The sequence below is a fragment of the Marinibactrum halimedae genome (assembly GCF_021234875.1).
GTDB classification, from domain to species: Bacteria; Pseudomonadota; Gammaproteobacteria; order Pseudomonadales; family Cellvibrionaceae; genus Marinibactrum; species Marinibactrum halimedae.
In genome coordinates this window covers 61,058-80,168 of record NZ_JAJQVM010000014.1, presented here as the reverse complement: position 1 = coordinate 80,168, position 19,111 = coordinate 61,058, and the positions used below count along the sequence as shown (strand labels likewise).

Here is a 19,111-nt window from a genome sequence, read left to right as displayed (position 1 = left end):
TACGGTGGTTTTTCTAAGGCTATTTACGTAGAAGAGTTCTGTTTTGAACCCTTGTTTTCGATTGTTCACGCTGTGAATCATGATCAAATAATACCATATCTTGATTTTAGTTTAATTGTATTTTATAGAAGTGTATTTTACAGAAGAGTTGCATAGAAAATGAGGAGACGATGCTCTTAAGTGAGAGGCTGTTCTCATTTGGTGAAAGCGACAAAGTGTCTATTCTTTTACTTTCTTTGTGAACCTTTACAGAAACTTTTTACGATTCTTTTTCATTTTTTCTGAGCGAATTCTCACTTTGTTTAAGACGACATAAAAAGCATTTTTATTAGGCCGATGTTTCGTTATAAACCCTAATAACCGCATCTCAATCCTGGTGAATTGCATGAACTATTCTCCCAGGGGGGTTATTTAACTGGGAAGTACACTTAGCTGAGAAGTACATTTAACTGGGAAGTACATCCAAATCCGCACATTCCTTGTGAGTGGATGTCCTGTCTTTTTATGGATTAATCAAATCTCTTTTAACGGAAATTCTTGTGTTGGCAAGGATTGCTCAAACCGTGTGCGCAAAAAAGGAAAGCAGTGTCTGTGTGATGCGTGTCTAGCAGTCAGCAGTGATGACGCTTTTGCACGATGGAATAAGGTATCGCGCATGTCTTTTAAGCGTTTTTCTTTCCTAATTTGAGGGTAAAAAGAGTGATAGATTCAATAATGAATGTCGATTCTCCATCCGCATCGCGCCGGAATATTCGTTCTTTACTACGGTCTACCTGTTGTGCAGTGGGTATTGTTGTGGCACTGACCGGCCAAGTGTTTTCTGAAAAGGCATTGGCAGAAGATGTAAAAGCTCAAGAGCTGGGTGCAGTGTCTGAATCCGTGCAGGCGCAATTGGATTCAGCCCGTTCAGAGCTAACACGTGTGGCAGGGGAGGCATCAACAAACCTTGTGCTGTCTTCCGGTGAAGGGGTGTCAACACAAGAGGTTTACCATCCCGGTGCTCAGTTCATTAAGGTGCACATTGACCAGTTGGCCTTAAGCAAAGGCGATAAAGTGGTTATCACCGGGAGTGAAGGACAAAAGCAAATTTTAAAGTTTCGCGATAATACGGCGGAAGGTGCCTGGGCAATTTCTGTGATGGGAGACACGGCAACTATTACGTTAAAACAGGCAAAACGGAATGCGGTGGCCGGTAAAGGCGCTTCGATTAATATTGATCGTTACGTACACGGTTACAGTAATTCAGAGATCGCACAACATAACCCACCAGTAGAAGAAACGGTGTGTGGTCGGGATGATCGTGAAGAGGCGGCTTGTTATCGTAATTCTGAATCTGCTGCATTTCAGGCGTCTCGTGCGGTGGCTAGGTTAGTGATGCCGTGTAACGAAAATGGTCGTGGTCAAATGTGTACTTGTACTGCATGGCGTGTTGGGCCTGACAGTAATACGATGATCACCAATAATCATTGCCTTGCGGATGCTCGTCAGATTTCCCGTGCCGAAGTACGATTTAATTTTCAAAACTCTTCCTGCAATGGCAATAATGCTAATTCTCGCCAAACCATTGTGACAGTGGATGATATTTTAGTGACGCATTACAACTTGGATATGACGCTATTCACCATTAATAATGCCAATAGTGTTGCGCGTTTTGGCTCGTTGAATTTGGAAGATCGCAGGCCACAGCGTGGCGAAGAGATTTACATTCCTCAGCATCCGGGTGGTCGTGATAAAGAAATTGCGATATTCAGTGATCAGAATGGCGGCGATTATTGCACTATTGCTAGGCCGGTGACCAATGGTCGTGGTCGTAATACGGATATGAACTATAACTGCGATACCGAAGGCGGTAGTTCTGGGTCTCCTGTGTTATTGCGTTCGACCAATACTGTAATTGGTCTTCATCATTTTGGACGTTGTAATAACCGCGCTGTCCGTATTGATCGTATTGCGGATGTGGTTGCACCTTACTTATAGGTTCATAACTGATAGATTCATAACTTATAGGTTCATATCGGCCTACAGACTAATGTCGGACTTTTTATATAAGTTGTTTTATATAGATTGTTTTGTATAAGTCGCGTTTTACCTATACCGCGTTTTACTTATCCTAGAGTAGAAAAAGAGCCGAAAGGCTCTTTTTCTATTTCTACTGTATGAGATTTATTGCGTACCAAACATTCTGTCACCGGCATCGCCAATACCGGGTACGATGTATTTCTTCTCGTTCAACCCTTCATCGATACTCGCTGTATAAATGGGGACATCCGGGTGTTCTTCATGCAAGTACTCAATCCCTTCTGGTGAAGCCAACAAACACATAAAGCGCATGGATTTCGGTTTAGTGGATTTAATTCGATCAATGGCAGACGCGGCGCTGTGGCCGGTGGCCAGCATAGGATCGACAACGATCGTATCGTAGTTCTCCATATTGGGCGGGATCTTGAAGTAATACTCTACTGATCGAAAGGTTTTGGGGTCACGGTACAATCCGATATGGCCGACGCGGGCATCAGGTAATAATTGCAACATACCATCCAGCAAGCCATTACCCGCTCGTAAAATGGAGACTAGGCACATTTCAGGGTTTTCTAGAAAAGGCGCATCCATTGTGGTAAGAGGAGTTTCGATGGTTCTTGTGGTCATTGGTAGGTCGCGTGTAATTTCATAGGCCAATAAAGCGCTGATGTCATTGAGAAGGTCACGAAAGAGTGAAGGTCCTGTTTCTTTCTTACGCAGTACGGATAATTTGTGCTGAACCAAAGGGTGATCGACCACATGGACATGGTTCGTCATGACGCTCTCCTCAATCAAATGTCAAATAGGTTAGTGGTATTTTAGCGGTATTCTGCGCACCCACTGTTTATTGTCGAGAACTATGTGTTGTTGGGAACTATGTGTCTTCGAGAAGATGCGCTCTTTTCCACGGAGTATAATCCTGTGTTAGCTAAAACGACAAAAAGGTAGAAGATGAGCGAACGATGTGAATTATGTGAAAGCGAACACTTTTTGACCTTCCACCATTTAATTCCTAAAACTTGTCATGGGAACAAGTGGTTTAAGAAGCACTTTGATAAACAGGATATGAGGGAGCGAGGTGTGTATTTGTGTCGCCGATGCCATTCATTTGTTCATAAAAAATTTCCCGAAAAGTATCTGGGACGACACTTAAATACGCTGGAAAAGCTGAAAGCGAATGACGTGATTATGACTTATGTTCAGTGGGTGAAAGGTAAGCGGTAGATTGTGAGATTGAGTAAAGTTCATTCTCTATCGAGAATTAAGTTGTCAGTTTTTGAGTGAATTTAATACAGTTTGAATCCTAAAATAACTTTAATAATAGATTTAATTGAATACCAAATTTGTCTAAATTAGAATCTCAATCCCTTCCTATATTGGTGTCACTTTTTATACAGTGGCGCCTATGAGAGCACATTAACGGAAGCATTAAATTTAATAAGGGAATTCTATGAATCACTTTAAATTACTGGTCTTAGCCGCAAGCGTTGCAACTATCACGGCATGTGGTGGAGGAGGTGGTGGCTCTTCAAGCTCTTCTACACCTGCAGCGCCTTCTGCCCCTACAACACCTGTCGATTCGAATCCACCTACACAAGTGGATACAGATCCATCAGCACCCAGTACGGGGGCGTCTAAATCCACCGTGCCGGTTTTTGATTTATCGGATGTGCAAGGTTTGATTAATTACGGTGAAGCGGTTGATCGTTCAGGCGTTGCACAAAAAGCCAGTGCTGTTGCCGTTACCTCTCCGGTTCATTCATCCAAACTTATCTTTGATGAAGAGTTTTTAAGCACCATGCGTGGTGACGCGAATATCGTCGGTTTAGATGCTGAGGGTAATCGAGTTTATCCTATTGAAAATATTACGCCATTGGATGTCCAGTATTTTGTTGAATCACCCGATGGTCAAAAGGTGTATTTTAAGCTTGGTCAAAATTCCTATCAGTTTTTTGAGAATTTTTATCTCGACCTCAATTTTAGCAATGATGATGGTGATGATTTTTATGTATATTTACCCATTATTGCACCTCCAATCAGCATTGATATTCCCTTCACTCAAGAACAGCTTGAAGCGCATTACGGTGAAGGAGCCAGTGCGTACTCCCTCTACGATGAAAATAATGAAGTTTTTATTGTTTATCAAGATAGCAATGGAGATGAGTTGGCCCGTGTTAGTTATGAAGAAGTGAAAAGCTCAATATTGACCAATTTGGGAACGCCTCTGCTATGTAACATCGTTGAAATTGACAGAGAAACGAATAACTATTCTTGTTTAGGTGAAACTCAAACCAAAACGACAGAGCTTTCTATTTCAGCTCCTGGTTTTTATGTATCAATGGAAATGGAAGTTGAAGTAGCTAATTTCATTGCAGGAGACCCTTACTATTGGCACGAAGATGTTCGTACGGCTTATGAAAATATTCGACCGGGTTTAAAGCCAATTCAATTTGATACCGAAGGTAATCGATATTTATTGGGTCGCCCTAGTCTAGAAGAATCGACGAATGCACAACTCTTAAAAATCGATGATTTGGGGGCGGTAAGTAATGCGTTTGACGTTAATATCGACAGCCAGCAAATTGATAGTTTTGTTGTACTGGCGGATGGTAATATTGCTTTCCGGTACATAAACACAGCGAGTAATTATTATGAAAGAATACTTGCGATGTATATGTCTGACACAGGTGCTCGAATAGATCTGCCCGAAAACTATTGGTCAGAAACGTATCAAGTGGATGAGCATAATACGATCGTTGCTGATGGGTTTCTATTTCAGCCCAATGCTCAAAACGGGATTAATCAGCTTCCTCTGACTTTCAGAGGTATACCTGTTAATAATCGTGTCGTTATTGAACGCGATGGTTCGGTCTATACCTGTTTATACACATATGAAAATTCTGAAAGCCGTGAGCGGTTGTATCGTGTTTTACCTTACCACGCTGAACCTCTTTCTGAGTCTTGTTATTTCAATAACTGGTCTAGCTATCAGAAAACGTTGGTTGACTCCGGGTACTTTATTTTCTCTGAAGACATTCAGGCAGGCAATTTTGGCAATACGAGCGTCATTCGTTTGCAAAGCCTTTCTGATGGTACGGAGTTTGGTGTTTTCCAATACGATACCTTCGACGCGAATACCCCTCGGTATACGATTCATGAAGTGAGTGCATTTGATGGGCAATTGTATTTTTCTGGTGTTCGAAATACCGCTCCTATTGGTGCCGTGATTGGCCAAGTAGATTTAGAAAAATTAGTAACGGGTGCCCCTGAAGAGGAATATTTGAGCATCAGTGATGAAGACTCTTCTATTGCTTCCAATGCGCAGGTTCGTGAAATTACCTTCTTGCCAAGTGCTGAAGGAACGGCTTCCGGTGTTGCCCCGAAAGTAGATAGAGTCTTATCAGATCCAGAAAATCTCTCGTTTGTGAATATTGAATTTTCTGAGTATATGAATCGAGAAAGCGTCATCAACTCCTTGAGCTTGACTCATGAAGAGCAGCCAGAATTGGATTTTATTTCCTTCTGGGGCGGGCGTAATTTGTATTTGTTTGGTGATTCTGATGGATTGGAGGGCGTGAATGAGGGAGAAAGATCTTTCCTTTCTTCAGAGATGCCTTACAGGCTTGATATCGATGTATTCACTGCGTTTGATGAGTCTGGAACCGCGATGTCTCAATCAACCGATCCCAATGCAGAGCATGAGTTTACGTTAACCGGTTCTGAGTCTCTTTAATCACCGTTATTCAATATGGTGTTGATAAATACAACTGCTGGCGAAGGTCAGTGGTTGTGTTTTTTGTTGTTGTATTTCTTGTTGTTGTGTTTTTTGTAGCCACTTCTCTCTTCCATTCCCCTCCTCTTGCTTTTTAAATCTGCGTTACAATATCCACATTTCCAATGTCTAAAAAATTTAAAGGACGTTTTATGAGTCGCTCTCTTCCTCGACGGTTATCGGTTGTTCAAAAGCAACAATTAACGCCTAATATGCTGCGCATTACCTTAGGGGGAGAGTCGATGGGGGATTTTCCTCCAAACCAAGAGAGTGGCTATGTAAAACTGATTTTTCCCCCTGAAGGGGAAATGGATTATTCAGAAGCGCATATTAAAGCAGGTATAAAGCCCCGTATGCGCAGTTATACCATTCGTTATCATGATGGCGATGCTCAAACTCTGGTTTTGGATTTTGCTGCCCACGGGGAACATGGGCCAGCTTCGGCTTGGGCAATGAATGCCAAAGTGGGAGATGAGATTTTGGTGCGTGAGCCAGGCCCTACCAAATTGATTAACCCTGCGGCGGATTGGTTTTTCCTTGCAGGGGATATGACCGCATTGCCGGCAATCGGCGTGAATTTGGAAAAGCTCCCCCCTAATGCCAAAGGCTATGCGGTCATTGAAGTATTGGATGAAGCAGATAAGCAGGTAATTAACGCCCCCAGTGGTATTGAGTTGATATGGGTGGTGAACGCACAGCCTGAGATGCCGAATACCTGTTTGTCGGATAAGGTGAAGTCATTGCCATGGTTGCCGGGTGAGGCATCAGTGTGGTCGGCCATGGAATTTGAAACCATGAAAACATTAAGGCGATACTTTCGAGATGAAAAAAATGTCTCTCGTGATCGCTTATATATCAGCAGTTATTGGAAAATGGGGGCGACAGATGAAGGACATAAACAGGCGAAAAAATCCGATACGGAGGCGTGAAGCCTCCTTACTAATCAACAGGAACAGGATGTTTTAATCTTTGTTGGCCTGATTGTGTGACGCAGGGATGACATCGCTTTCGGGTATCGACAGTAGATTCTTCTCCAAGAATAACTTGGATGCGCCGGTATGTTCTGTCAACGCATCGGCAGCCAGTAAAATTGCACCGCAGGTCCATGTGGTTTTTTCTTCTGGCCACAGTGCCTTATCGGGAAACACATAACCGGTCCAATAACCGCCATCACTTTCATCCATAAATTGGTGCAGCCAACTGTAGACCTGCACCGCGCGTCCATGCTCTCCGGCGGCTAGAAGGGCAAGCGTCAATTCGCACGATTCGGCAATGGTCACCCAAGGTTCATCGCTTACGCAACGGCAACCGAGTCCGTTTTCGACAAAGGTATCCCAACGTTCTTGCAGCCGAGCCCGCGCTGCGGCGCCCTCAAACGCGCCGGTCAAAACGGGGTAAAACCAGTCCATGGAGAATCGGGCTTTGCTCTCCCAGGTACGATCAAAACGTTCGGGTTTATGACGAAGTGTGTGACCCAATTGCCGATAAGCGTCTCGCCATGTCGGTTGAACTTCACCAAGGATGGCCGCGCAGTTGATGGCGCACTCTAGGCTTTTGTAAATTGAGCTGCATGCGGTTACTAAGGCGTCTTTTTGGGATTCGCCACGAGTATTGATAGCCCAGTACACTTCCCCAGTCGGGGATTGTTGAGCCACGACCGCATTGATGGCTTTCTTAATATTTGGGTACAGCTCGTGGAGAAAAAGGCGGTCGCCAGTCACGAGATAATAGTGCCATACACCAGTGGCGAGGTAGGCGATAAAGTTGGTTTCACGCAGACGTTCAGTATTGGGAATATGCTGCTGCGTTTGTGGATCGTAGCGGTATTCTGCCCACCAGGTGCCGTCTTCCAATTGGTGCTGGGCCAGCCAGCGATAGGCGTTTTGTGCGGCTTCAAATTGACCGCCAATGGTTAATCCCATGGCGGCCTCAACGTGATCCCATGGGTCTGCAAAGTGGCCTTTAAACCAGGGGATAGCGCCATCCGACAGTTGTTGAGATTGGATATACGCAACGGCTTTTCCCATGAGGGCTTTTGGAAAGAGCCCTTTCCCCAGTAATAATGTGGTCATGGTGTCGTTGTGTCCTCAACGGTGGCAACAGATTGAGTATTGATGGGCTCACGGGCAAAGTAAAAAACAACGCTCTTGCCCATAATGGGGTTTAAGCATTTCTCTAGGGAGGTGGTAATCCAAGGGCGCGACATTAAGTCCCACACCAATAATTTATGATACCACCTAACCAAAGCGTGTTCGGGTTTGTCCCAAAACCAGCATTTTAACCACCAAAATGGGCTATGTAGGGCGTGTGCCCAATGTTTTCGGTAACGCAGAAAACCATAAGATTCGATGTCGTTTTGCAATGCTTGGCTATTAAAAATGCGTACATGACCGCCAGGGACTTGATAATACGCGTCGCTCAATTTCCAACAAATCTTTTCTGGCCAGGCTCTGGGCACGCTAATGGCGAGTAAGCCCTCGGGTTTCAATACACGGTCAATTTCAGCGAGCATACCTTGGTAGTCGGGAATGTGTTCTAACACTTCTGAGCATACGACACGGTCGAAGGTATTATCGGCAAAAGGGAGTTTCAGGCCGTCTGCCACTGACCAGGAGACAGAGCGTTGTTCTCGTTGGCGTTGATCGAAAGGTTCGAATTTTTCGGCAGCGGTGCAGAGGTCTTTATGGCTGAGGTCTACCCCAATGACATCAATGGATTCGTGCAATAGATAAGCGCCGATGGTGTGTCGGCCTTCACCGCAGCCGAGGTCTAATACGGTGTGGCCTGGCTGGCAGTCGAGGTGGGAAAAATCAATCGTTTGCATTCGGTTTCAGTTGCAGCATGGTGTGATAGTAATCGGTAAAACGGCGGGCGACCTCTTTCCAGCTAAAGTGCTCAAGAATACGTTGACGGCCTTTTTTCGATAGCTCAGCCTGTTGGGATGGGCTTTGCAGTAGCTCGTCAATGGCTTTTGCCAGGGCAGTGCTATTCCCAGGAGGAATTAATAGACCAGCGTCGCCAACTACTTCGGGTAGTGCTCCACCTGTGGTGGCGATGACCGGAGTGCCGCAGGCCATTGCTTCTCCAACCGGTAGTCCAAAGCCTTCATATAAAGAGGGTGTGATGGCAATAGTCGCTTCATTGAACAGGGTTACCAGTGCCTCGGTGCTGAGTCGTGAATGAAAGGTCACGCGCTCTTTTATGCCCAGCGTATTGAGGTGTTTTTCGGTATCGCCACCACTTTTGAGTTGCCCGACCACATGCAGTTCTAACTTGGGGTACTGTGCCTGCAATTGCTGAAAAGCTTCAAGTAGGTAGCGTTGGCCTTTTAAAGGTTGATCGGATGAGGCTGTGGTGACGATTTTGTTGCCGCATCGATTCACAGTGTCTAATGGGCGAAAGGTCTCAGTATCGATACCGTTAGGAATCACATCAATGGCCGTTTGTGATCGGCCAAAGGCGTCGGCGATATCCGTTTTTGAGCACTCTGAGACGGTGACGACATGGGGGAGCTTTTTCACGACGCGGGTTTGCATCTTCAAAAACAGATACCAGCGCTTAATTAACAAGCGCATTCCCCAATCGGATTCGGCGTTCAATGCCAATTCTAAATCGCGTGTAATGGGGTGATGGACCGTGGCGATAACCGGGAGACCACGTTTTGCGATTCGTAAAAGACCATAGCCTAAGCATTGGTTGTCGTGTACGAGATCATAATTGTGGCCGTGCTTCGATAAATAGCGGGCCACTCGACGGCTAAACGTATAAGGCTCTGCGAAGCCGCCAGTCATTTTGCTGGCCCACTCGAAAGTGTCGCTGTAAGACAGCAAGTGCTTTGGTCTTAAGGCTTTCCAAGGAGCTTCGACCGCATAAAGGTCAAGACTGGGGAGTTTGATCAACGAGACTCGCTCGTCCAGTTCAGGATAGGGCGGGCCTGAAATCACATCCACACGGTGTCCGGCCTCTACTAGCGCCTTACTCAGATATTTTAAATAGATACCTTGCCCTCCCACATGTGGGTGACTGCGATAGCCTAGCAGCGCAATACGCAGGCGTGGCGTGGGCATAAGGCTAAGCAGGCTTGGGATTGCGGTTTCTTGAGCAGTCATGGCATTGGTAGGTCAATGTGCAGTGTGATCGTGTAAAACACGGCATTTTAGCGCTTGTTTGACGAATCACAATGGCGTTATTGACCTCCAGTAATGACATTTCGTCGAGACGGTGTCTTTAAAAGGCCTTAGGAGGGCGGGTTAGCTGAGGTCGAAGGGTGGGTTAAATCATCTGTGTTGTGAGAAAGCGGGTAATAATTTTTGGTGCGTTGTTTCGAGGAGGGTTTAGGTTGCCAGAGAGTCACTTGGTTTCGACCGGAAGATTTAGATTGGTATAGGGCGCTATCGGCGGCTTTAATCCAATCGTTGACGGAGGTGAAGTCGCCGTTTACTGCTGAGACGCCAATACTGACGGTCATTGAGAAGTGGCTAATCCCGTTGCTCGGTTCTTTCTCTGAACTATTGATCACCGGTGCTTCCATGGTGCGTTTGGCAACAGAGGCGCGTAAACGCTCTGCAACCGTCAGTGCTTGAGATTCATTGGTATCGGGCATTAACAAGGCAAATTCTTCGCCGCCGTAGCGACAGGCGGTGTCTACTTTACGGATAGAGCCGTTAATAATGTGGCCGATGGTGGAAATGGCTTTATCTCCGGCAAGGTGGCCATATTGATCATTAATGTCTTTGAAAAAGTCGATATCCAATATCGCAATCGTTGCGCTGGTGTTATAGCGATGGAAGCGCTCTAAGGCGTGGTCAAGTGTTGTGATCCAATGACGTCGATTCCACAGTTGGGAGAGGTGGTCGGTTCTGCTTAGTCTTTGAAATTCTTGCTTTTGCTGTGAGAGCTTAAGCCCTAATTGAAATGTGTTTAAGCCGAGCACAATGGGCGAGACAACAATCAACGGAAGGGAGGCCAGTAGGCCCCAAAGGCTCAGGGTCTGATTGACATGAAAACCGTGCAATAACACGCCAACGCCCATACCGGCAATGCAAGACAGCAAGAACCAAATCAATCCCCTTAGGCCACATAGCATGACGAAGGCGGTCACAATGGTGTTGGTTAAGCCGATACTGGGGAGAATGTGAAATTCCACCCACGCGAGTGAGAGGCCACACAAAAAGGCGTCCATACCAAATACTCTGCGTTCGGCATGATAGCCATTTTGTTGAGTGCGGGTGTAGTAAAAATAGACGATATGGGGCCAGCCAAGGCCAATGAGGCAGGTCGTTGCCCATTGCAGCCAATGTATATCGCCGCCGATATACATTCCCGTGAAAGCAATCGTACACAGCGCGTAAATCAATACCCGTGAGGGAAACATCCTTCTTGAGAAACTCTCCCCAATGGTGAGTTTTCCCTCTTGTGACTCGCTAGAGGAGGGGGAGTTGGATCTAGGTTTAGAGCGTCGTTCCGGATGGTCAAACGTCTTTTCTTGAGAGCGAGGCTTAAGAAATGGAGGTAGATGCTTGTTGACCATAACAAATCAGAGACTCCGACGTTTAGATCCAAAGCGTATCGAGCTGGTGTTTAGATGTTTTTTGGAGGAATTTGTTGAAATAGACGACATATCGCTGCAATAAGCCGCTGATAGAGAAAGTATAGTTAGGGATTTATGGGGTGTATGGATTTATTAAGACGGCTTATTAGGGGCAAAGGGCCGCATCTTAGGCTCAAAAATCACGTCTAAAAAAAGACCCCGGTGCAAAACACCGGGGCTAAGCGGTTTTGGCAGTGCAACACGTTGCACCGCAAAACATGGAGAGAGGGTCTTCTGCTCCACGAAAAGATGGTTAATGGATGATCGATTGAGTCGTCACCCTTATGCACATTCAGCGAGTAACACTTTGGTGCATTTTAAGTTTTATAATGGTGCGTTGGTGCTGCACCATAGTGCATCAATGTTAAAGATTTATGCGAATCCCTATGTCGAACCCAATTCCGGGGGCTGGTGCAAGGTCTTTGATTAATGAGGTGTGATAACGAATCTCTTCATCTAGCAGGTTATTACCTCGTACAAAAACCACCATTGAGTCGTTCAGGGCAGGGATGTGGTAATCCGCATACAAGTTGAGCAAGGTATAGCCATCCGTTTCTGACTCATCGTGGGCAACCTCTGTTTGTTCATCCACTTCGGTAAGTCTCAAGCGAGCAGACCAATTTTCAGAAATCAACGCCAACTCGGTACCTACTCGCATGGCAGGAATACGCGGTACGTTTTCTCCACCATCAAACTCTGCGCGTACGGCATCGGTAAAGAGGGTGAAGTCTAAGTGGTAAGCGTCCTCTTCGATGAAGTGGGTGCTCAGCTGGGCTTCGTACCCATAGAAGGTGGCGTCTTGTTGCTGGTACACCGAGACGGTGCTCTCATCGATTTCCACATCGGTGTCTTGCAAGTAGATAAAGTCATCGATGCTGTTGTAGTAGGCATTAACTTCACCGCGCCATTCACCCAAAAATTTGCGATAGCCGATTTCGAAGTTGGAAGACACTTCGGTGTCTAAATCCGCAGTGCCAATTTCAAAGCGGTTTGTTGAAACGTGAAGGACGAGATCTTCAGAGGTGCCACAGGTTTCACCGCCGCTGTTGGAAAACAGTTCTTGTTCGGTAGGCGAGCGCTCCGAGCGACTTAAACCAAAGAAGATATTGCTTTGCTCGTTAAGTTCGCGAATGGCCGAACCACTGGCACTGTAGGTTGTGTTGTCGACATCACAGCCGCGTTTAGAGAAAGAGGTATCTTCAACACGAGCGCCAAACTCATAAGTCCATTGGTCTGCTTCAATGCTTTCAACCACAAAAACACCGAGTGTGTTGATGTCGGTAGTCGGAAGAAAAGCTTCTTCGCCGATAACACTGAACTCTCTGTCAATATATTGAAGGCCAAAGGTGCCTTGTAGATTGCCCATTGGAGCATGATTTGCCTGAAGTCGTAATTCGACGCCTTCGTTAGAGAAGCGCGTTGGCTCATGAAGCTCTTCTTCGTGATCTTCATCGTCATGGTCTTCATCACCGTGTTCTTCGCCTTCTTCATGAATTTCCATTTCTCTTTCGAAGTGTTCGTAGTCATTAAAGGCGAGATGTGCGGTGGCGGATTGCAGCCACCCCTCAAAGTTTTTGCCGGCTTTGAATTCATAACGGGTCTGTTCCATGTCGAGATTGACGTTCACCTCGCCATGTTCTTCATGCTCTTCACCTTCGTCGCCTTCTTCCCCTTCGTGCTCTTCTTCACCATGAGCATGTGTTCCGGGTGGCAGGCCGTAATCTCTTTCTAAACGACTTACCGAGAAGCCCACAAAACCGGTTTCACCCACGTAGGTGCTACCAAACGCTAGGCTTTTGGTGGTCGTCTCGCTGTTACCGATAAAACCATCGGTGTTTTCTTCGTGCTCTTCTTCATGCTCATCGTGACCTGGCTCTTCATCGTCATGATCATCATCGTGGTGTTCGTCTTCAAGCTGAGCATAACCTGGAATTTCTACGATACCGGTATCGACATACGCTCCATCTAAATGAAAAGCGACGTTGCCAACGGCGGTGTCAAACCGGAAGTTGGACGTATTACCGTCGTTATTGGTGTCATGAGTTTGGGTAAAAGACATGGAAGTGTCTTCTGGAAGCGTTTCTTTGATGCGGCCATCAATTACATTAACAATGCCGCCAATAGCGCCATTACCGTAAAGTAAGGTGGCGGGGCCACGAATGACTTCTACCCGTTCTGCATTGAAAGCGGTGATGCTGTTACTGTGGTCTGGGCTGACGGCAGAAGCATCCAGTGCGTCTATACCACTTTGAAGAACTCGAACGCGATTGCCGGATTGACCACGAATAACCGGTAAGCCGACCCCGCTGCCGAAGCTAGCGGAATGAATGCCGACTTGGCCATTCAGTGTTTCACCTAAGGAATCTCTCACTTCTTTTGATAGCGCCTCCCCATCCAATACGGTGATAGGTAATGCCGTTTTCGTCCGTGATTTCTTGAGAGCACCGCTCACGATCACCTCTTCCATTAAATTGGATTCATGGGGGTGGTCTTGTTTGTTTTGGGCAGAAACAGTGGAATGCAGTCCGACACCAGCAACGAAAATAGCCGTTGCAATTGATGTGGAAAGTCGGTGTTTCCGAGCGGGCGTAGCACGGAAACATAATGATGTCTCCCGTGCTTCACTGCGGGTGGCTTCGCTATCAATATGCGTCAATCGGAAGTGAGTTTGGTGATTCATTGTGTATTCCTGGTGAGTGTTGTCCACAAAGCCGTTTGATTCTTAAAGAGGCGCCTGTGGGTTTAAAAGAAGAGCCGCTCATAACTGCAAGCAAGGCACAGAGAATTTGGTATACGAATCTGAAAAGGCGCTCCCGACCTTACTTACACAGGACGGATGCGGATTGACGGCTCAAAAACATTGAAGGGGTTCAATGTACAGTTGGCTTTGTCGGTGCCTGAACAGACAGCGAATACCGTATTAGTAAGGTGGTGCGCGACCACATTGAGGCCGATATTGGCTAGAGGTCTCGCTTAAAGAAGGAAAAGGTGTATTTTGAATGGGGTGGGTGATGTGTGACCCAGCCCAGCGATATGCAGTGATCGTACCGGCGCTGAGGCCATGTACATCAGTGCAGAGAAGTTCGTCAGTCTCGGCAATGTGTTCGGGCTTGTGGTGAGCATCGGCCACTTGTACACACACGAACGCCAGCACAAGCAACAGCGCTTTCAGAAAGGGTACAAATTGTGTGTTGTACACTCTGTGCGATTTCATGGTCTGTGCAATGCCATAGTCTGTGAGACTTTGTTCTATGAGGCTCTATGTTTTATTAAATTCTATGTTCTATGAGATTCTGTATCGTACGTGTGGTTGGGTTTGCGAGTGACCCAACTAAATCTTTCCCATTTTCGTTATGTTATAACACTTTGTAAAGAAGAAGTTGGCCATGATGGGGTCAACCTATCTTTATTTTTTGCCATATAGGTGTTTGGATAATGAAAAGCGCGTCGGATTACTATACCGCTTTGAGTAGCGGCCAGTTACGGCAAGCCTTATAATTTCGCTTTTGTGTAATAATCTCTGCTTCTGTGCTTAATGGCCCACAATAACTCAGATACCTGCACACAGTGTGGGTTATTGCTGTGGTTTCTGGCGGAGATATCTATTTTGGAAACCGTCTGTTTTGGAGATAGTCTATGGAGCCGCGTTGCGCTCAAGTCAGCCGTGATACATTAGAAACCCAGATTAAAGTGTCACTCAATTTGGACGGCACTGGTGAGAGTAAATTTGATACAGGTGTGCCATTTTTAGAACATATGATGGATCAGATTGCTCGTCATGGGCTGATTGATTTAGACGTATTTTGTAAAGGTGATATACACATCGATGATCATCACACGGTGGAAGATATCGGCATCACAATTGGCCAGGCGATGGCTGAAGCGGTGGGTGATAAAAGAGGTATTCGTCGGTATGGCCACGCTTATGTGCCTTTGGATGAGGCGCTATCTCGTGTTGTCATTGATTTTTCGGGGCGCCCTGGTTTGGTGATGAATGTGCCTTTTACCCAAAAGCGAATCGGAAAATTTGATACTGAATTATTCTCTGAGTTTTTCCATGGCTTTATCAATCATGCCAAAGTAACGCTGCATATTGACTGTTTACGTGGTCACAACGCACATCACCAAATTGAAACGGTTTTTAAAGCCTTCGGGCGTGCCTTACGAATGGCATTAGAAGCAGATCCGCGTATGGCCAATAAAATGCCTTCAACAAAAGGAACACTGTAAATTCACAGGTTGATGACGCTTCAATACCTTTATGTGGCCTGTGTGAAATCAGTTTCTTAGTGTAGTTTGTTACGTTAATGGCGCTTCTTAAGGTTGCTTCCGAGTTGCGAAGTCGCTTTTCCGTAGGCCTTGCGATTTTTTATCTGATGATTTTGGAATTTTCATGACTCAACAAACCATTGCTGTTGTTGACTATGGTATGGGCAATTTGCATTCTGTTGCCAGTGCATTAGAGCATGCAGCACCTGACGTCAACGTTGTCATTACCGATTCGGCTCACGACATTGAAAGAGCTGATCGAATTGTGTTTCCCGGAGTGGGAGCTGTTCGTGATTGCATGGCGGCGATTCGAGCACACCAGTTCGACCAACTTATGTCACGACAAATTGAGTTAGGCAAGCCCGTATTGGGGATTTGTGTTGGTATGCAAGTCTTGTTAGAGCACAGTGAAGAGAATAATGGCATCGAGTGTATGGGGCTGTTGCCGGGCAAGGTGAAGTTCTTCGGGAAAGGCTTGCGCGATGAACAGGACAACCATTTAAAAGTGCCGCATATGGGGTGGAATGAAGTGCATCAGACCCAGCACCCATTATGGAATGGCATAGAGGACGGAGCACGCTTTTATTTTGTACACAGTTATTATGTAGAAGCGGCTAATTCTGAGCAGATTGCAGGAGTATGTGAGTACTCCGAACGTTTCGTTGCGGCTTTGGGTGACAAAAATTTGTTTGCAGTGCAGTTTCATCCAGAAAAAAGTCACGATGCTGGTATACAGTTATTACGTAACTTCTCGGTTTGGACTGGCAACGCTTAATTGAACAAGTTTTCTTACTCAAAAACAGCGTTTTTTCTTGATAGGAGGATGACCTAGCAAAAGAAGTGGCATGTTTGTGCAGGTTGTTTATAAATAAAGGCATTTTTTAGAATCTATTGTCACTTTTCGCTTATTGCGCTTTGTTTTATAAAAGAAACAAATATCAACTTGGAGAGCCCATGGAGCAAGAAGCACAGCACGTTGTTTCAGCATTGCAGGATGCTCCGCTCGGGGTAATTCACTCGTGCATGCGATTTTTAGGTCGTATAGAAGACTTTTTTGCCGTTATTGACCGCGAAGGCTGTTTTGTTGCAGTCAATGCCAACTTTGCTCGGGCTTATCAAAGCACAGAAGAATTAATCATAGGAAGAAATATTCGAGACATTATGGAAGAGGAAGAGTTCGAACGCCTTTTTCATCCCTATCTAAACGAGTGCTTCACCGGTACTGACGTTCATCATTCTAGCAATTTTGATTTTCCTGGCTTGGACGAGTCGATGCATATGGATGTGGGTTATTATCCTTTGTTCGATGAAAGTGGCGAGGTACATGCGGTCTTATTAACGTTTCATGATGTGACCACTTTTAAGAATATGGAGCGTAAGTTACGCCAGTTGGCGCACTTAGATCCGCTTACTCAAATGCCTAATTTGCGATTTATTGATTATCAGCTCAATAAATTGCAGGCCCGGTGCGAACGGCAAGGTGAAGGTTTTAGCCTTTTGTATATTGATTTTAATCAGTTTAAAAGTATCAATGATGAGTATGGTCACAATGCGGGTGATCAGGTCTTGGTTGAGTTTGGCCGCAGATTGAGATCAACGCTTAGGCGTGGTGAATTCATCAGCCGAATCGGTGGAGATGAGTTCCTAGTGGTGGTTTCAGAGCAGTTGTCTGAAGAGGCCGGAATAGCCCTACAAGAGCGTATTAAGTCGATGTTGTATGAGCCGATTACCATTACTTCTACACTGAAACTGAGAGTTTCTGTCAGTGTTGGGATGGCTGTTTGGCCTACTGATGGTCGTGATCTAGCAACATTAAAAGCCATTGCAGATGAGCGCATGTATCGTGATAAAAAGCCGAACCTGAATTGAGGTGAATTTGTCTGTATTTATCTTTGTAGCACTTTCTTTGTGTGAGTTTGTCACTGCCTTTCCTCTTTTCAGATCAACCCGTTACAATTCTTTTTTGTTACCTTTTTTATTTTTTAGTCACGATGAATAAAGCTCTCTTTTGAAGAAGTTTTTTAGTTCTTTTCCTCAATTCGGAAGTAAGCAACCATGGCATTAGCAAAACGTATCATTCCTTGTTTGGATGTGGATAACGGTCGCGTCGTCAAAGGCGTACAATTTGTGGATATTCGTGATGCTGGCGATCCGGTAGAAGTCGCTAAGCGTTATAACGAAGCCGGCGCAGATGAAATTACGTTTCTGGATATTACCGCGACACATCAAGACCGAGGCACCACAGTGGCAACAGTGGAAAAAATTGCCAGTGAAGTTTTTATTCCTTTAACGGTGGGCGGGGGAATTCGAACATTAGATGATATTCGGAGTATGTTGAATGCCGGTGCCGATAAGGTGAGCATTAACTCGGCGGCAGTGTACAACCCAGAGTTTGTCAGGGAGGCTTCGGAGAAATTTGGAGCACAATGTATTGTGGTGGCGATTGATGCAAAGAAGGTGTCTGCTCAAGACGAGCCGGATCGCTGGGAAATCTTCACCCATGGAGGCAGAAAACCCACGGGTATTGATGCGCTGGAGTGGGCAAAAAAAATGGTTGAGTATGGAGCGGGAGAGATTTTACTGACCAGTATGGATCGAGATGGTACGAAGGATGGTTTTGATTTAGGGGTAACGCGAGCCATTAGTGATGCGGTAGAAGTGCCTGTGATTGCGTCGGGTGGCGTGGGAAATTTAGATCATTTAGTGGATGGAGTGAAAAAAGGGAAAGCGGATGCGGTGTTGGCGGCCAGTATTTTTCACTTTGGCGAATACACCATCTCCCAAGCTAAGGCTCATATGGCGGAGCAAGGTATTGAAGTCCGCTAAGAAAGCGTTGACGCTTCTCTCTGTTTACGTGTGTTTATGTTTGAGCGTCTTCTATACTAAACGTGCTCTTTGCTTAATGTCCCCTATTTTTGAGGGGGCATTAAGAAAGTAACCGATAAAAACACGCTAGGCGACTTTAAAAACGTTAAGCGACTTTTCCAGAGTAATGACTTAATGTCGCTGACATATCGGGAGACGCTTGCATGAATTCAATGAATTCACATATCCCTTTCTTGGCATCTTCTTCCGAGTCAAATGGCCCGATATCAATGCCTTCCCTTGTGTGATAGTAGAAGTAATTTTGCTGCTGAAAAATACGATCGCTTCTGCTTGGTACATGGCCCAGCTCACCATTTCGATTGTATTGCATACCTATGACCTCGTCTTAATGTTTGCATTGCTGCTGTGTCCATCCAACAGCATTTCCCTTTGCGAAAGCACCGCGAACTTACTCTCACCAATTTCTTGCTTTTGACTATCAGAGCGATGAATCCGTGCCTATTCGACGTCTTGTTTTACGTAGTATAGTTGTTAACCACACGGGATTGTGTGACTGCTCTCAAAAGCACCTATTTTGTATACGCTTGAAATGTAACAAATATGTTCCAGTCCAACGGGTATATCGATATTGTTCG

At 45.6% G+C, this 19,111-nt stretch carries 15 protein-coding genes; 7 read left to right on the top strand and 8 right to left on the bottom strand.

Going from position 1 to position 19,111, the window contains the following annotated elements:
• Positions 1–699 precede the first annotated feature (699 nt).
• Entirely contained in the window at positions 700–1,977 is a 1,278-nt protein-coding gene (locus LU351_RS20920) for a trypsin-like serine peptidase (RefSeq protein WP_232593921.1), read from the top strand.
• A gap of 186 nt (positions 1,978–2,163) precedes the next feature.
• Here LU351_RS20920 and upp read toward each other — a convergent pair whose 3' ends face one another.
• A complete protein-coding gene (upp, locus tag LU351_RS09940) occupies positions 2,164–2,796 on the bottom strand; it encodes a uracil phosphoribosyltransferase (protein ID WP_232593920.1) in 633 nt (210 codons plus the stop codon).
• A 673-nt stretch (positions 2,797–3,469) separates the two neighbouring features.
• Here upp and LU351_RS09935 point away from each other — a divergent pair.
• Positions 3,470–5,752 (top strand): hypothetical protein, encoded by a 2,283-nt coding sequence (locus LU351_RS09935; protein WP_232593919.1) that lies wholly within the window; start codon positions 3,470–3,472, stop codon positions 5,750–5,752.
• Between the two features lie 191 nt (positions 5,753–5,943).
• On the top strand, positions 5,944–6,720 hold the full coding sequence (locus LU351_RS09930) for a siderophore-interacting protein (RefSeq protein WP_232593918.1): 777 nt from the start codon (positions 5,944–5,946) through the stop codon (positions 6,718–6,720).
• Between the two features lie 33 nt (positions 6,721–6,753).
• On the opposite strand, the gene LU351_RS09925 is transcribed toward LU351_RS09930, so the two are convergent.
• From LU351_RS09925 to LU351_RS09900, 6 genes are all read right to left on the bottom strand, one after another.
• Entirely contained in the window at positions 6,754–7,863 is a 1,110-nt protein-coding gene (locus LU351_RS09925) for a glucosidase family protein (RefSeq protein WP_232593917.1), read from the bottom strand.
• Positions 7,860–8,615 (bottom strand): class I SAM-dependent methyltransferase, encoded by a 756-nt coding sequence (locus LU351_RS09920; protein WP_232593916.1) that lies wholly within the window; start codon positions 8,613–8,615, stop codon positions 7,860–7,862. Before LU351_RS09920 ends, LU351_RS09925 begins: the two co-directional genes overlap by 4 nt.
• On the bottom strand, positions 8,602–9,900 hold the full coding sequence (locus LU351_RS09915; protein ID WP_232593915.1) for a glycosyltransferase family 4 protein: 1,299 nt from the start codon (positions 9,898–9,900) through the stop codon (positions 8,602–8,604). The genes LU351_RS09920 and LU351_RS09915 overlap by 14 nt, the downstream gene beginning before the upstream one ends.
• A 128-nt stretch (positions 9,901–10,028) precedes the next feature.
• A complete protein-coding gene (locus LU351_RS09910; RefSeq protein WP_232593914.1) occupies positions 10,029–11,321 on the bottom strand; it encodes a sensor domain-containing diguanylate cyclase in 1,293 nt (430 codons plus the stop codon).
• Between the two features lie 424 nt (positions 11,322–11,745).
• Positions 11,746–14,061, bottom strand: a complete 2,316-nt coding sequence (locus tag LU351_RS09905) for a TonB-dependent receptor (RefSeq protein WP_232593913.1) — start codon at positions 14,059–14,061, stop codon at positions 11,746–11,748.
• Positions 14,062–14,301: 240 nt separating this feature from the next.
• A complete protein-coding gene (locus LU351_RS09900) occupies positions 14,302–14,595 on the bottom strand; it encodes a hypothetical protein (protein WP_232593912.1) in 294 nt (97 codons plus the stop codon).
• Between the two features lie 422 nt (positions 14,596–15,017).
• Here LU351_RS09900 and hisB point away from each other — a divergent pair, with 422 nt between their 5' ends.
• From hisB to hisF, 4 genes are all read left to right on the top strand, one after another.
• On the top strand, positions 15,018–15,611 hold the full coding sequence (hisB, locus tag LU351_RS09895; protein ID WP_232593911.1) for an imidazoleglycerol-phosphate dehydratase HisB: 594 nt from the start codon (positions 15,018–15,020) through the stop codon (positions 15,609–15,611).
• A 163-nt stretch (positions 15,612–15,774) separates the two neighbouring features.
• A complete protein-coding gene (gene hisH / locus LU351_RS09890; RefSeq protein ID WP_232593910.1) occupies positions 15,775–16,425 on the top strand; it encodes an imidazole glycerol phosphate synthase subunit HisH in 651 nt (216 codons plus the stop codon).
• Between the two features lie 179 nt (positions 16,426–16,604).
• Complete coding sequence (locus LU351_RS09885; protein WP_232593909.1) at positions 16,605–17,519, top strand: sensor domain-containing diguanylate cyclase; 915 nt, start codon at positions 16,605–16,607, stop codon at positions 17,517–17,519.
• A 186-nt stretch (positions 17,520–17,705) separates the two neighbouring features.
• Positions 17,706–18,476 carry an imidazole glycerol phosphate synthase subunit HisF gene (gene hisF / locus LU351_RS09880; protein ID WP_232593908.1) on the top strand — a complete coding sequence of 257 codons (771 nt, stop codon included), beginning with the start codon at positions 17,706–17,708 and terminating at the stop codon, positions 18,474–18,476.
• Between the two features lie 145 nt (positions 18,477–18,621).
• Here the strand turns inward: hisF and LU351_RS09875 are convergent, their stop codons facing one another.
• Entirely contained in the window at positions 18,622–18,846 is a 225-nt protein-coding gene (locus LU351_RS09875) for a DUF6316 family protein (protein ID WP_232593907.1), read from the bottom strand.
• Positions 18,847–19,111 lie beyond the last annotated feature (265 nt).